This window comes from Gallionella capsiferriformans ES-2, assembly GCF_000145255.1.
GTDB classification, from domain to species: Bacteria; Pseudomonadota; Gammaproteobacteria; order Burkholderiales; family Gallionellaceae; genus Gallionella; species Gallionella capsiferriformans.
Map to the genome: position 1 here is coordinate 2756365 of NC_014394.1, position 14624 is coordinate 2770988.

At 55.0% G+C, this 14624-nt stretch carries 10 protein-coding genes; 4 read left to right on the forward strand and 6 right to left on the reverse strand.

Annotation, left to right across the window (positions count from 1 at the left end; all coding sequences use genetic code 11):
* Window positions 1-15 precede the first annotated feature (15 nt).
* A complete protein-coding gene (gene sucD, locus GALF_RS12755) occupies window positions 16-900 on the reverse strand; it encodes a succinate--CoA ligase subunit alpha (protein WP_013294478.1) in 885 nt (294 codons plus the stop codon).
* Window positions 900-2066: an ADP-forming succinate--CoA ligase subunit beta gene (sucC, locus tag GALF_RS12760; protein WP_013294479.1), complete on the reverse strand. Its 1167-nt coding sequence runs from the start codon at window positions 2064-2066 to the stop codon at window positions 900-902. Before sucC ends, sucD begins: the two co-directional genes overlap by 1 nt.
* A 272-nt stretch (window positions 2067-2338) precedes the next feature.
* Between sucC and GALF_RS12765 the strand changes: the two genes are divergently transcribed.
* Both GALF_RS12765 and GALF_RS12770 read left to right on the forward strand, forming a co-directional pair.
* Window positions 2339-3094 (forward strand): hypothetical protein, encoded by a 756-nt coding sequence (locus tag GALF_RS12765; protein WP_013294480.1) that lies wholly within the window; start codon window positions 2339-2341, stop codon window positions 3092-3094.
* Between the two features lie 28 nt (window positions 3095-3122).
* Window positions 3123-4319, forward strand: a complete 1197-nt coding sequence (locus GALF_RS12770) for an ATP-grasp domain-containing protein (RefSeq protein WP_013294481.1) — start codon at window positions 3123-3125, stop codon at window positions 4317-4319.
* Window positions 4320-4519: 200 nt separating this feature from the next.
* On the opposite strand, the gene ppsA is transcribed toward GALF_RS12770, so the two are convergent.
* A complete protein-coding gene (gene ppsA / locus GALF_RS12775) occupies window positions 4520-6886 on the reverse strand; it encodes a phosphoenolpyruvate synthase (RefSeq protein ID WP_013294482.1) in 2367 nt (788 codons plus the stop codon).
* 214 nt (window positions 6887-7100) lie between these two features.
* Between ppsA and GALF_RS12780 the strand changes: the two genes are divergently transcribed.
* Entirely contained in the window at window positions 7101-8030 is a 930-nt protein-coding gene (locus GALF_RS12780; protein ID WP_013294483.1) for a LysR family transcriptional regulator, read from the forward strand.
* Here the strand turns inward: GALF_RS12780 and ppsR are convergent.
* Window positions 8020-8823 carry a posphoenolpyruvate synthetase regulatory kinase/phosphorylase PpsR gene (gene ppsR / locus GALF_RS12785; RefSeq protein WP_013294484.1) on the reverse strand — a complete coding sequence of 268 codons (804 nt, stop codon included), beginning with the start codon at window positions 8821-8823 and terminating at the stop codon, window positions 8020-8022. The genes GALF_RS12780 and ppsR overlap by 11 nt on opposite strands.
* Window positions 8824-8944: 121 nt before the next feature.
* Between ppsR and dbpA the strand changes: the two genes are divergently transcribed.
* Entirely contained in the window at window positions 8945-10351 is a 1407-nt protein-coding gene (gene dbpA, locus GALF_RS12790; RefSeq protein WP_041938087.1) for an ATP-dependent RNA helicase DbpA, read from the forward strand.
* A gap of 24 nt (window positions 10352-10375) precedes the next feature.
* On the opposite strand, the gene GALF_RS12795 is transcribed toward dbpA, so the two are convergent.
* Complete coding sequence (locus tag GALF_RS12795; RefSeq protein ID WP_013294486.1) at window positions 10376-10891, reverse strand: YgjP-like metallopeptidase domain-containing protein; 516 nt, start codon at window positions 10889-10891, stop codon at window positions 10376-10378.
* 31 nt (window positions 10892-10922) lie between these two features.
* The gene (locus GALF_RS15140; protein WP_013294487.1) at window positions 10923-14624 is read right to left on the reverse strand and encodes a PAS domain S-box protein; all 3702 of its coding nucleotides are present in this window, start codon (window positions 14622-14624) and stop codon (window positions 10923-10925) included.

Here is a 14624-nt window from a genome sequence, read left to right on the forward strand (position 1 = left end):
AAAACCTACTCACGACTAACTACGCCCCAGTATCTTTTGCATCACGCGGCCCATGTCGGCCGGATTGCGCGTGATATGAATGCCGCATTCTTCCATGACAGCGAGTTTGGTGTCCGCCCCGCCCTGCCCGCCTGAGATAATCGCACCGGCATGCCCCATGCGTTTGCCGGGAGGCGCGGTGATGCCGGCAATAAAGCCGACCACGGGTTTTTTCATATTATCCTTGATCCAGCGGGCACAAGCTTCCTCGTCGCTGCCACCGATCTCGCCTACCATGATCACAGCCTCCGTTTCAGGATCCTCATTGAACAGGCGCAGTATATCCAAATGCTTCATCCCGTTGATCGGATCACCACCGATCCCGACACAGGACGACTGCCCCAACCCCAGCGCGGAAAGTTGCCCGACCGCTTCATAAGTCAGCGTACCGGAGCGCGAGACGACACCAATACGGCCCTTCTTGTGGATATGGCCCGGCATGATGCCGATCTTAATTTCATCAGGGGTAATTAAACCCGGGCAATTCGGCCCGATCAAGAGCGTGCGTTTACCCTTCATCTTGTCGCGCGTGCGGATCATGTCATGCACCGGAATACCTTCGGTGATGCAGATCACCAGATCCAGATCGGCTTCGACTGCCTCATCGATAGCGGCGGCAGCATAAGCCGGCGGCACATAAATCACCGAAACCGTGGCACCGGTCTGTTGTTTGGCCTCCAGCACGCTGTTATAGATCGGCACGCCTTCAAAATTTTGCCCGCCTTTATTGGGCGTGACGCCCGCGACGAAGCAATTCGCACCATTGGCATAACCTAAGCAACCCAGCGTATGAAACTGCCCTACTTTACCGGTCATGCCCTGAGTCATCACCCGTGTATTTTTATCGATCAGAATGGACATTATGCACCTCTCGCAGCGGCAACAACTTTTTGAGCGGCATCCGCCATGTCGGCGCCTGAAATAATCGGCAATCCCGAATCGGCCAGGATTTTTTTACCCAAATCCACGTTGGTGCCTTCCAGGCGCACAACCAGCGGCACGCTCAAATGCACTTCGCGCACCGCAGCGACGATCCCCTCGGCAATCACATCGCACTTCATAATGCCGCCAAAGATATTGACCAAAATCGCTTTCAGATTGGGATTTTTCAGCATCAGCTTAAAGGCTTCGGTGACCTTCTCACGCGTCGCACCGCCGCCCACGTCGAGGAAATTGGCCGGATTGCCCCCATACAGTTTGATGATATCCATCGTCGCCATCGCCAGCCCCGCACCGTTCACCAGACAGGCGATATCGCCGTCCAGCGAGATATAGGAGAGATCAAATTTGGAGGCCTCAATTTCAGCCGGATCCTCTTCATCCAGATCGCGATAGGTGGTAATTTCGGGATGACGGAACAAGGCGTTGGAATCGAAGTTGAACTTGGCGTCCAGCGCGATCACACGACCATCGGCGGTCAGCACCAGCGGGTTAATCTCCGCGAGCATCGCCTCTTTTTCGACGAAGGCCCGATACAAGCCTTGCAGCACGACAACTGCACCGGCAATCGAATCTTCAGGAATACCGATCAGTCGCGCGACGTCTGCCGCGTCCGTATCGATCAATCCCAGAACCGGATCGATGCGCAGCGTGTGAATTTTCTCCGGCGTATTTTTGGCAACTTCTTCAACTTCCATGCCGCCTTCGCTGCTGGCTAACAAGGCCACGCGCTGCGAATCGCGATCGACTACCATGCCCAAATAAAATTCGCGCGCAATCTGCGCCCCTTCTTCGACAAGCAAACGGCGCACCACCTGGCCGTCCGCGCCCGTCTGATGCGTCACCAGATGCATACCGAGGATTTGTCCGGCAGCCTGTCGCACTTCGTCGAGTGAACGCGCGACTTTGACGCCACCGCCTTTGCCGCGGCCTCCCGCATGAATCTGCGCCTTGACCACCCAGAGCCCACCGCCCAACACTTCCGCTGCAGCGACCGCCTCATCTACACTGAAGCACGCCACCCCGCGCGGTGTTGGCACACCGAACTGCCGCAGAATTTCTTTACCTTGGTATTCGTGAATTTTCATATTGATCGCCCGAACGATACGCCTGCCAGTTTTGCACGCAGTCGCAATCTTACCGAATTATCTGCTTGAGTGGAGAGATTTGCACGATAAGCGCCAAATTGTGCTGTGCGGATGAGGCCGCATCTACACACGAACGATAGCCACGACCGAAATTCATTCTGATTACCGCTGAGGCTATCAGCTCATGAAAATCCCCCGCCTGCCGATAAGTAGGATATTTAGAATCGATACTTTACAACGCTCCCTATCAGCACTCGCACAGAGGAGATCTCATGAACCTCACGATCAGTCAACGCAACAATTTTATGGCGCCGTATTTAAAGGCGCCCGTCAAGCAACCCGATATTGCCACGCCTGACAATACGAGCGCTGCCGACACGATAAAAGCGCAACTGGATGCCTACCAGAAACGCTGCGACGAATCACGTCAGGCGATTGCCCAGTTACGCAGCAGCGAACAGGACGGGGCGCAATGGAAGAAAGCGGATGCAGCCCAAAAGATCCAGCACCTCAAGGATCAAATCAGAATGCTCCGCATGATGGGCGGCATCGGCGACCCTAAATCCAATCTCAGACAAATTGCCCAGTTATCCAAAGAGTTAGCAGCTGCCGCACGCGAATATTCCTCGGCTTGCAGCGACATTTCGGCCGCCAGCACGACACCCAACACCTCCGACGCGCCAACAACATCCACTGAGACGACACCCGCTTCGAAACCGGAGGCCGTCACGGCTACAGCAGAGGGCACGGAGCAAAACCCGCAGGCTGAATTAAAAGCGATTACACCGGCGCAGGAATCATCCGTGACAGAGGCTGACCGCAAATTTGCTGCAGAGGTGGTCAATCTGGCGAATCAGCTCAAAGCGCTTGCCAAACAACAAGAGATGCGACTGCAACAAAACGATGTCTCATCGACCAACGGCGAGCGCGCAAAAATGCGCGAAGCCTTCGCCGAGATCGAAAAAAGTGTCACCGCGATACTGACACCCGCCGAGGCAGCGCCCCCGTCGATTAATATCTTTGCCTGACCTGTTCAAATCACAACGAGCCACTGAATTGACCTACGCACTGACTCCGATGCACCTCGAGCCGATTTTATCCATGGCAGCGCTTGCCCGCACCCCTGACGAAAAAATACCCGAACTGATCACACAAATCATCAGTCGGCCCGGCAACGCCAATTTATACATGAATCAGTTCCAGCTGTTTTCGATTTTCGGCAACAAGTCGTTCGCACTGGACATGCAGTCGCTGGCATTGCAAGAGGGTACGATTTACCGGATAGAAGGAAGCAAATCCCCCTCGATCCGGCTGCTGGCGCTGATGGCACCGGGGGATGCGACCGACAATGCGCCGCTCGATTATCTGATCGAGAACACCGACATCCAGTTGGATCTGCTCTACCTTATCCCGGGTCAGCCGCTGCCAGCCGCCCTCCCCGAACATGATGTGATGATCGTGGCAGCCGGAGAATCGGGCAAAAACCGCGCCGTACTGCAAACCCTAGATCCACTGATCGAATGCTGGCCGCGCCCGGTGCTCAACCCGGCAAAATACATCCTGAACTGCTCAAGAGATAACGTCTATCAAAAGCTCAAAGACCTGCCCGGCCTGACCATTCCGCCCACACGGCGCGTCAGCCGGCAGGCGCTGGTAGCATTATCAAACGAGCATGAAGCGCCGCACGCGCCCTATACCGTCAGGCCGCTAGACTCACAGGCTGGGTACGGCCTGGCCAAAATAGACAGCGCCGCCGCGCTGGCAGCATATCTCACCGCATCAAACGCACAGGAATTTTACACCTCGCAATTTATCGACTACCGCAGCAAGGACGGCCTGTATCGCAAGGTACGTATCGCGCTCATCGACGGTGCGCCCTATGTCAGTCATCTGGCGATCAGTGAGCACTGGATCGTGCATTACGGTTCGGCCCGCATGTCGGAACACGCCGAAAGACGGCAAGAAGAAGCGCAATTTATGCGTGATTTTGATACCGGATTCGCGCAGCGTCACAGGAATGCGCTGCGAAGGGTATCAGAACGGCTAAAGCTGGATTATGTCGTGATCGACTGTGCCGAGACAATGGGGGGTGACTTGCTGATATTCGAAGCCGACAATCGCGGCTGGGTGCATGCCACCGACCCCGTGGAGCGCTACCCTTACAAACAAGCGACGATGCAAAAGCTGTTCGCCGCTTTCCGCGCCATGCTATTAAGCGCGATGCAGGCGACCAATAGCACGGCACCTCAATAAACCTAAAAAAAGCTGCCGCCCACGAACCACACGAAAAATACCAACAAATTCAAACGCATACCATTGCTAGCACGAACACCTGATAAGCGATTCGCTGAATTTATGTAATTTATTGATTTGTTTCGTGACTTTCGTGGATTAAAAAAGGTTTTTAGGATAAACGCCCCCAACGCCCATTTGATTGATGCCGGGGCGTGCGTTTATTTTTCGACTGCACCCAGTCTTCGCCATGTCTCCAGCAGCGTATCCGGATTGAGCGACAAGGTCTGAATACCCGTTTCCACCAGCCACTGGGCGAAATCAAAATGGTCCGACGGCCCTTGCCCGCAAATGCCAACGTATTTATTGAGCCGGTTACAAGTAGTAATTGCCATTTTCAGCAGCATCTTGACCGCCTCGTCGCGCTCATCGAACCGGTCGGCCACCAAAGCGGAGTCGCGATCCAACCCCAGCGTCAGCTGCGTCAGATCGTTCGAACCAATCGAGAAACCGTCGAAGTATTCGAGGAACGCTTCCGCCAGCAGCGCGTTAGACGGAATCTCGCACATCATAATCAAACGCAAGCCGTGTTCGCCGCGCGTCAAGCCATGCGAGGCCATCGAGGCGACCACTTCGCGCGCCTCCTGCACGGTGCGCACAAACGGCACCATCAGCTCCACGTTGGTATAGCCTAATTTTTCGCGTACCCGTTTCATCGCACGGCATTCCAGCTCGAAACAGTCAGAAAAATTAGGCGCGACATAACGCCCGGCGCCTCTGAAGCCTATCATCGGGTTTTCTTCCATCGGCTCGTAAATTTCGCCGCCTAAAAGTTTGCGATATTCATTCGACTTAAAGTCTGACAGCCGTACGATTACAGGTTTAGGCCAGAACGCGGCGGCTAGGGTCGCGACACCCTCGGTGATTTTTTCGACATAAAATTCTTCCGGATCAGCATAACCTGCCGATCGCAGCAACACAGCCTCACGCAGTTTGCCGGGCAGCTTGTTGTATTCGAGCACCGCTTTCGGGTGGATGCCAATCAGATTGTTGATGATGAATTCCAGGCGAGCCAACCCGACACCGGCCGACGGCAGATGGGCAAATTCAAACGCCAGATTAGGGTTGCCGACGTTGAGCATCAGCTTAACCGGCAAGGGCGGTAATAAAGTTTCGCTGTGCACGACCACATCGAACGGCAGACGGCCGTGATACACATAACCGGTATCCCCTTCGGCGCAGCTTGCCGTGACGATTTCACCTTCCCGAAGCGCGCTGGTAGCGTGTCCGCAGCCAACAATGGCAGGAATACCCAGCTCGCGCGCGATGATCGCCGCATGGCAGGTACGACCGCCGCGGTTGGTGATAATCGCGGAGGCCTTCTTCATCACCGGTTCCCAGTTAGGGTCGGTCATATCGGTGACCAGCACATCACCTGCTTGCACCTTGCTCATTTCGTCAGCGCTCAAAATGATACGCACCCGCCCGCAACCGATCTTCTGACCGATGGCACGACCTTCGACCAACACATCACCGCGCTGTTGCAACTGATATTTTTCCGTGCCGCCGTTGCCCGCATTGGATTTAACGGTTTCGGGGCGCGCCTGCAAAATGTATAGATGGCCGTCCAGCCCGTCCTTACCCCATTCGATATCCATCGCACGTCCGTAATGCTGTTCGATCGACATCGCATAGCGCGCCAGCAGCAAGACGTCTTCATCCGTCAGCGAGAAACGCGTCTGATCGACTGCGGGGATAGACTCGATCTTAGTCGAGCGTCCGGCAGAGCGCTGCTCGTCAAACACCATGCGCAGCTGTTTCGAGCCCAGCGTGCGCCGGATGATGGCGGGAAATCCTGCCGCCAGTTGCGGCTTGTGCACATAAAATTCATCCGGATTAACGGCACCTTGCACCACCATCTCGCCCAGCCCATAACTTGAGGTGATGAACACCGCATCGCGAAACCCCGATTCCGTATCCAGCGTAAACATCACGCCTGAGGCACCCAGATCCGATCTGACCATGCGCTGTATGCCCGCTGACAGCGCGACATCGGCATGGGTAAAATCCTTGTGCACGCGGTAAGAAATGGCGCGGTCGTTATAAAGGGAGGCAAACACCTCGCGGATCGCATGCAGAATATTGTCGATACCGTGAATATTGAGGAACGTTTCCTGTTGCCCTGCGAACGAGGCATCGGGCAAATCTTCCGCCGTGGCGGAAGAACGCACCGCAAAGCTGGCATCGGACTCGCCCGCCAGCATCGCATAATGGGCTCGCACTTCCTGCTCTAAGCGGTCCGGCAAGGGCGCATCTACGATCCAGCTGCGTATCATACGTCCGGCTTCGGCGAGCGCCGTGACATCTTCCACATTCAGTTTTTCAAGCAGCGCTTCGATACGCTTGCCCAGACCGCCGTGCGCCAGAAAATCGCGGTACGCCTGCGCCGTGGTCGCAAAGCCACCCGGCACCTGTACGCCGGACGAACTCAGATTGGCTATCATCTCACCCAGAGAAGCATTTTTTCCGCCCACCTCGGAAATGTCATTAAGGCCCAGGGACTGAAATGGAATGACATAAGCTTGCATGATCTTCTCCTGAGTAGATGAACTTTGCTATCAGCGCCGCACGGTGGCAATTGTGAACCTTCTGCGGCAGAAATGCATTACACCTTTGATCTGCCACTCAAATTTTATTCTCGAACGCAGACTAAATCAGGCTACAATCATTTCACCAATCAATTGTTTCAATCATAATTATTGGCCAATCAAATACTAAATCAGCCATACGCACCCAATCATCATGAACACAGACAAGCAAAGCTATTACAAAAATAATCGCTTAAAACAAATGCGCGCATTTTGTGAAGTGGTTCAAACCGGCAGCATGACGCTCGCCGCCCAGCGACTGTTCCTGAGCCAGCCATCGGTGACCTTGCAAATCCAAGCGATGGAGCGTGAATTGGGCGTAACGGTGTTCGAGCGGCGTGGCCCGGTGCTCAAACTCACCCCCGATGGCGATGTGCTGTATGCACTGGCCAAGCCTCTGGTCGATGGCATCGACAGCCTGCAACAAAACTTTACCGCGCTGCACGATAAACTCGAATCGGGCGAGCTCAATATCGGCGCGGGCGAATCGACCATCCTGTACATTTTGCCTGAAGCTGTGCGCCGTTTTGTCGCCGCCTACCCGGGCGTGACACTGAAAATCCACAACGAAACCGGACGGGATGGCTTGAAGATGCTGCGCGCCGATGAAATCGACTTTGCCGTCGGCTCTCTGCTGGATGTGCCCGATGACATCACCTATCAATCGGTGGTGACCTACGACCCGGTGCTGATCACGCCGACCGATCACCCGCTGGCAAAGCTCGCCAAAGTGACCCTCTTGGACATCAGTCAGTACGGGCTGATCCTGCCTCCTAGACATCTTTCGACCTGGCGCATGGTCAAATACGTGTTCCAGCAGCACAACCTGAACTTTACCGTCACGCTGGAAGCGGGTGGCTGGGAAGTCATCAAAAAGTATGTTGAACTGGGCATGGGCATCTCGGTTGTGACCGATATCTGCCTCACCGGCAGCGAAAATCTGGCGCGCATCCCGCTGGGACAATATTTCCCGCAACGGGGCTATGGGCTGGTGTTTCGCAAAGGCCGCTTCCTGTCGCCGCAAGCACGCCGCTTCGTCGAAATCCTCAACGAGGTCTACAGCATCGCGCCCCTCAGCGATTGAGTTCCTGCATCAACTGCACGGCAAGCTCCTCTATCGAACGTGAGGTGGTGTCGAACCACTTGATATTTTTCAGCCGCATCATGCGTTCAGCCGCCGCCACTTCATAACGGCAATTATCCAGCGAGGCATATTTGCTGTTCGGACGACGTTCGTTGCGGATGCGGTGCAACTGTTCGGGCGCGATCGTCAGACCAAACAGCTTGTCGCGATAGGGCAGCAACTTGGACGGCAGATCGTCGCGTTCGAAATCTTCTGGAATCAGCGGGTAATTGGCTGCCTTCAGCGAAAACTGCAATGACAGATACAGACTGGTCGGCGTCTTGCCGCTGCGCGACACCCCGACCAGTATGATATCCGCGTTTTTAAGATCGGCATCCGACACCCCGTCATCGTGCGCCAGCGCAAAATTCATCGCCGCGATGCGTTTGGTATATTCACGATTTTCCTGACCGTGGCTGCGGCCGACCCGATGCGTGGAACGCTGCCCCAACTCCTGTTCGAGCGGCGCGATAAACGCCTCGAACAAATCTAAAAACAGCGCGTCCGCCTGCCTGAGCCGGGCGCTGATATTCATATCCATCATGGTCATGATGATCAGCGATCGCTGACCTTCTGTGCGGGCGATCTCGGCGATGCGCATTAAGCAATCATCGGCTTTTTCCAGACTGTCCGTAAAGGGGAATCTTACATGGCGAAATTCGATACCTTCGAATTGCGAGAGTAGGCCGTTGCCCAGCGTTTCGGCAGTAATGCCGGTTCCATCGGATACAAAGATGATCGTTCGACCGTTCATGGCAGACCTCGCAATTGGGCAAGCTCAGATTATACGAGCGCAATCTGGCCGAAAGTGCAAAATCTGACCGCAAATGCAACAACCCGTGCAGACTCTGTCGCAAGCTGGGATAATCGCGCCTATGAACGATACTATCCAAAACCCATTCCCCTCCGCCCGCACCTTCAACGAACTGCCCCTGTCGCCGGGACTGCTCTCCACCTTGCAGCAACTGGGCTATCTGACCATGACGCCGATACAGGCGGAAAGCCTGCCGATCACGCTGGCCGGAAACGACCTGATCGCTCAGGCCAAGACCGGCAGCGGTAAGACCGCCGCCTTCGCGCTGCCCCTGCTCACGCGCCTCAATCCGCGACGCTTCGCGATCCAGGCGATGGTGTTATGCCCGACGCGAGAACTCGCCGATCAGGTGACGCAGGAAATCCGCCGTCTGGCGCGCTCGGAAGACAACATCAAAATACTGACGCTGTGCGGCGGCTCGACCATGCGCCCGCAGATTGCAAGTCTGGAGCACGGCGCACACATCGTTGTCGGCACGCCCGGTCGCATCATGGATCACCTCGATCGCAACACGCTCGAACTCTCAGCGCTCAATACGCTGGTGCTCGACGAAGCCGACCGCATGCTGGACATGGGCTTTTATGACTCACTGGCCTATGTGGTCAAGCACTGCCCGAAAGATCGCCAGACGCTGATGTTTTCTGCAACCTATCCCGATGGCGTAATGCGACTGGCGCGCCAGTTCATGCGTCAGCCGCAGCAGGTCAAGCTCGAAGAACAGCACGAAGAGAGCAAAATCCGCCAGCGCTTCTATGAAGTGAGCAATGAGGAACGTCTGGCGGCTGTCGGCACCCTGCTGCGCCACTACCGTCCGGTCAGCACGCTGGCTTTTTGCAACACCAAACAACAGTGCAGGTCCCTGCTTGAAGTCCTGCACGCGCAGGGCATTGTGGCCCTCACCCTCAACGGCGATATGGAGCAGCGCGACCGCGATCAGGTTTTGATCCAGTTCGCCAATCGCAGTTGCTCGGTGCTGGTCGCGACCGACGTGGCTGCACGGGGCTTAGACATCACCCAATTGGAAGCCGTCATTAACGTCGACGTCACGCCCGACCCAGAGGTTCATGTCCACCGCATCGGACGAACGGGGCGCGCGGGTGAAGACGGCTGGGCACTCAGTCTGGTCGGCCCTACCGAACGTCACCGCGTCATCAGCATCGCCAAGCTAAGCGGCAACGTGCCGGAATGGCACGAGATCGCCGAACTGAAAGACGAGGACGAAGCCCCGCTGGTGCCGCCCATGGTGACCTTGCAGATTTTAGGCGGACGCAAGGAAAAGATACGCCCCGGTGACGTACTGGGCGCGCTGACAGGTGATGCAGGTTACACGCGCGAACAGGTCGGCAAGATCGCACTGACGGATTTTTCCACCTACGTGGCCGTGGTACGCGACATCGCCCAGGAAGCGGTACGCAAACTCTCAGCCGGCAAGGTCAAAGGAAAAACGGTCAAGGTACGCGCACTATAATCTCGCGCGCCCAACGGATACACGCTACCAGAGCGGCTCATCCGTTGCAGCCAGCCAGGTCAGATAAGCCCTGAGATCGAATTCAAACTGGTGATAATCCGGCTCCATATGCAGGCACAATTGATAGAAAGCCTTGTTGTGCTGAGCCTCTTTGAAATGCGCCAGTTCGTGCACCACGATCATCTGTAAAAACGCCACGGGCATTTCCCTGAATACGGCGGCAACGCGAATTTCACGCTTGCTCTTAAGCCCGCCGCCTTGCACCCTTGAGATCGTCGTGTGCATGCCGAGTGCGCGACGCTCCACATGCAGCGTACTATCAAACGCGACCCGGCTCAGCGAACCGGTATTGCGCAGATATCGCCCCTTAGCTTCCGACACGAACTCGTAAAGGGCACGATCATTACGGACGCTATGCGCTAACGGATATTTTTGCAGCAAGTGACCAGCCAGCGTTCGCTGATCGATAAGTTGCTGCACTTTTTCTGCCAGTGCAGCCGGATAAGCGGCAAGATAATTCGGTGCTGATTCTGGACGCATGAAAATCCGTTGAATGAAAGAATCCCGCCGCCTACCACTGGTAAGCTTTAATCGCGGCGATCAATTCAGTCAGTGCTACCTCCATCTGTGCGACTGCAGCCGCACATTCAGGTTCGCCCGCCGTTTTTTCCACCAGTTCGGAAAAATGCATCGTCGATTCGGCAGCGTAAATTCCTGCCATGCCTTTAATGGTGTGCGCACTGTGTCGCACGGCAGCAGCATCTCCGCGCAGCGCCCCCTCTTTGATCTGTTGCATATGCGATGGCGCATCAAGCAGAAATAAACTTGAAATCTCATCAAACAGTTCACGGCTATCGTCCATGATTTGCCGCGCCTGTTCGAAATCGGCCACCGCAAGTACGGCTGCCGGCACTACAGCATCAACTTCGGCACGCTGCACCAGACTATCGAGCTCCTGCCACAACGCTTCAGTGTCAATCGGTTTAGTCAGATAGCCATCCATACCATTTAACAGACATTCTTCGCGCGCACCCTGCATCGCATGAGCGGTCATCGCCACGATACGAATATGCGCCCCTACTCCCAGCTGCTGTTCCTGTTCACGGATACAACGTGTCGCATCATAACCATTCATCTCCGGCATATCCACGTCCATCAGAATTGCATCGAATGAACCATTTTGCCAAAGCTGAACAGCTTCAATCCCATTATTGGCGACGGTCACGGTATGCCCGAGCTTAGTCAGCAGACGCGTCGCCAGCGTCTGATTAACCGCATTATCTTCGGCCAGCAGCAAATTCAACCGGCGACGCATTTCCTTGAGCGAATGTCGTGTCGTTAACGGTTGCTCGGACACCCCCAACGCCGTCATGATGGCATCGAACAACTCCGACTGTGCAATCGGTTTCATCAGATAAGCAGCTACCCCGAGTTCGCGGCAGCGTGACGCGTGACCGCGCTGCCCCTCGGAGGTCAGCATCATCAACGTTTTAACAAGATATTCAGGATGCTCACGGATGTGCTCGGCCAATTCAAACCCATCCATATCCGGCATCTGCAAATCCAGCAAAGCCAGCCCGTAAGGATGTCCACTAGCCGTTGCGCGCGCCAGTTCATCGAGCGCTTCCTGACCATTGCTCGTCACGACAGGATGCATTTTCCAGTTTGTTAACATCTCCTGCAACAGGCGACGGTTAGTCGCATTATCGTCGGCGATCAGCACCGTCATACCCGCGATGCGTCCGGTCTGCTGATACTCCGCCAAAGGACTGACGGACAGCATCGGCATATCCAGCGTAAAGTAAAAATTGCTGCCTTGCCCGACTTCACTCTCCAGCGCGATGCTGCCGCCCATCAGGCTGACCAGTTGCGCAGAAATGGTGAGCCCGAGTCCCGTACCGCCATACCGGCGCGTCGTCGATGTATCGGCTTGAGAGAAAGATTCGAAGATAGTCTGAAATTTATCGCGCGCAATGCCAATACCTGTATCGCGGACACTAAACTGCATACGCATTTGTCCCTCGGGCGCGCCCTTCAGGCATTGCACATCGACTTCGATCTCACCGCTCGCAGTAAATTTGATCGCGTTGCCGACCAGATTGACGATTACCTGACGCAGACGTCCCGGGTCACCCAGCAGGCGATCCGGCACATCCGGCGCGACATGCAGCAACAGTTCAAGCTGTTTTTGGTGTGCGCGTACCGCCAGCGATTTCATCGTCTCCCGCAGCATGTGCTCCAGCGAAAACTCAATATTTTCGATATCCAGTTTGCCCGACTCGATCTTAGAAAAATCAAGAATATCGTTCAGTATCGTCAGCAGGGCATCGGCGGATGATTGAACCAGCCCCAGATACTCACGCTGTTCAGAATTAAGCTCGGTATCCAAAGCCAATTCGGTCATCCCGATAATTCCGTTCATCGGCGTACGTATTTCGTGACTCATATTGGCGAGAAAATCGCCTTTGGCGCGACTGGCCGCTTCCGCCGCCTCCTTTGCCTGCCGCAACGCAGCTTCGGCCTCCCGACGCGCGGTAATATCCGCATTAGTACCAGTCATACGCGTCACACGCCCATTGCTATCGCGATCGACCACTTTGCCATGCGTATGAATCCAGATCCAGACACCATCCCGGCGCTGTACCCTGAATTCCACCGAATAAAACTCATTCTGCCCTTTGAGTACGGCAACTAAATCGCTCTCAATTTTAGCGCGCTCGTCCGCATGAACCAAACTGAACAATTGCGTACTGGTAATGACCACCTCTTGCAGCTCATCTCCCAGTATCAATGACCAGCGATCACTCAGGTAAACCTGATCGTGCGCAACATCCCAGTCCCATAATGCAAGCCCCGATCCCTCCAGCGCCAGATTGAGGCGCTCCTGAGCCAGTCGAACGATCCGTTCGCTATTTTTTCGTTCCGAAATATCGGAAAAAGCAACGACCGATCCGTAGCTCACGCCATCGCGAATGATCGCACGCGACGTACCTTCAACAGGAAAGGTCGTACCGTCTTTGCGCACAAAGACCTGATCATCACCCTGCCAGTCACCATTTTTGCGAACCGCCAGCAAAATAGGGCATTGCTCAGCAGGCAATACATCACCTTCTGCCGTAACGCAATGAATCGTGTCATGCACAGGACGGCCTAACAATTCCTCACGCGTCCAGCCCAACATGTGTTCAGCTTCTGAGTTCATGTAAGTACAGCGACCTTCGCTATCCTGCACATACAAGCCCTCTCCCATCGTCTCGCTGATGCGCTCATAAAACGCGCGCTGCTCGGACAATTGCTCTTCAAGCATTTTACGGGCAGTAATATCGGTACGGACGGAGATATATCGCTCCGGCCGCCCCTCTTCATCCATAAACGGCACGATGGTCGATTCAACCCAGTAAAACGTTCCGTCCCGCCGGCGGTTTCTCACCTCGCCATGCCACACCTGACCGCCCTCAATCGTACGCCACATGTCAGTAAAAAACGCTCTGGAATGGTAACCGGAATTGAGTATGCGATGATCCTGCCCCGTCAACTGATCAGTCGTATATTGGCTTATCTCACTGAACTTACGGTTAACGTAGACAATACAACCCCGCTTGTCTGCAATGCTGACGATCGCATGCTCATCAAGCGCCAACTGCTGAAATTCGAGCTCTCTTAGCGCAGAGCTCAACTTATCGTTAGCCAGCCTTAATTTATTGGCCGCTTCAATATGTAAACTCGTATCCTGAAACGACACTAACGCCCCACTGACCTTACCATTTTGCAAAATCGGACTGGAACGGAATTCAACCGGGATAAGTTCTCCGTTACGGCCGGAAAAAATAGCATTGGCCTGCAGTGAAACACCGTCACGAATCGACTTCAAGTGGGGACAGTCTTCCGGCTGTTGCGCTGAACCATCGGGGAGTAGACATTGCACATGCTCTTGCACTGGCAGTCCGATCAGTTCCTGCTCGGACCAGCCCAGTTTTTTTTCAGCCGCCGCATTCATAAAGGTCAGACACCCCTCAAGATCGGTGGCATACACACCATCGCTCAGCGTGTTCAGCAGCGTACGCGTCATCTCCGTGTTCTGAATACGCATACGCTCATTTACCGCGTTGAGCTCGGCCGTATTCATCGATAACGAGTTCTGCAGCAGGCGCTGCTCCTTATCCACTTCGTGATAATAGCTATCGACGATATCGAGGAACGACGTCAGTGCTGCATCAGCCTGAAAATCCTTGCCTAATTGACGCCTCAGCTGACGCTCGAGCAAACGGTGCAT

What these genes read in the sequence shown, in the direction of transcription:
- sucC (WP_013294479.1), bottom strand. Translation starts at nt 2,066, where the DNA reads ATGAAAATTCACGAATACCAAGGTAAAGAAATTCTGCGGCAGTTCGGT.
- GALF_RS12795 (WP_013294486.1), bottom strand. Translation starts at nt 10,891, where the DNA reads ATGCGTCCAGAATCAGCACCGAATTATCTTGCCGCTTATCCGGCTGCA.
- GALF_RS12765 (WP_013294480.1), top strand. Translation starts at nt 2,339, where the DNA reads ATGAACCTCACGATCAGTCAACGCAACAATTTTATGGCGCCGTATTTA.
- GALF_RS12780 (WP_013294483.1), top strand. Translation starts at nt 7,101, where the DNA reads ATGAACACAGACAAGCAAAGCTATTACAAAAATAATCGCTTAAAACAA.
- sucD (WP_013294478.1), bottom strand. Translation starts at nt 900, where the DNA reads ATGTCCATTCTGATCGATAAAAATACACGGGTGATGACTCAGGGCATG.
- ppsR (WP_013294484.1), bottom strand. Translation starts at nt 8,823, where the DNA reads ATGAACGGTCGAACGATCATCTTTGTATCCGATGGAACCGGCATTACT.
- GALF_RS15140 (WP_013294487.1), bottom strand. Translation starts at nt 14,624, where the DNA reads ATGCACCGTTTGCTCGAGCGTCAGCTGAGGCGTCAATTAGGCAAGGAT.
- ppsA (WP_013294482.1), bottom strand. Translation starts at nt 6,886, where the DNA reads ATGCAAGCTTATGTCATTCCATTTCAGTCCCTGGGCCTTAATGACATT.
- dbpA (WP_041938087.1), top strand. Translation starts at nt 8,945, where the DNA reads ATGAACGATACTATCCAAAACCCATTCCCCTCCGCCCGCACCTTCAAC.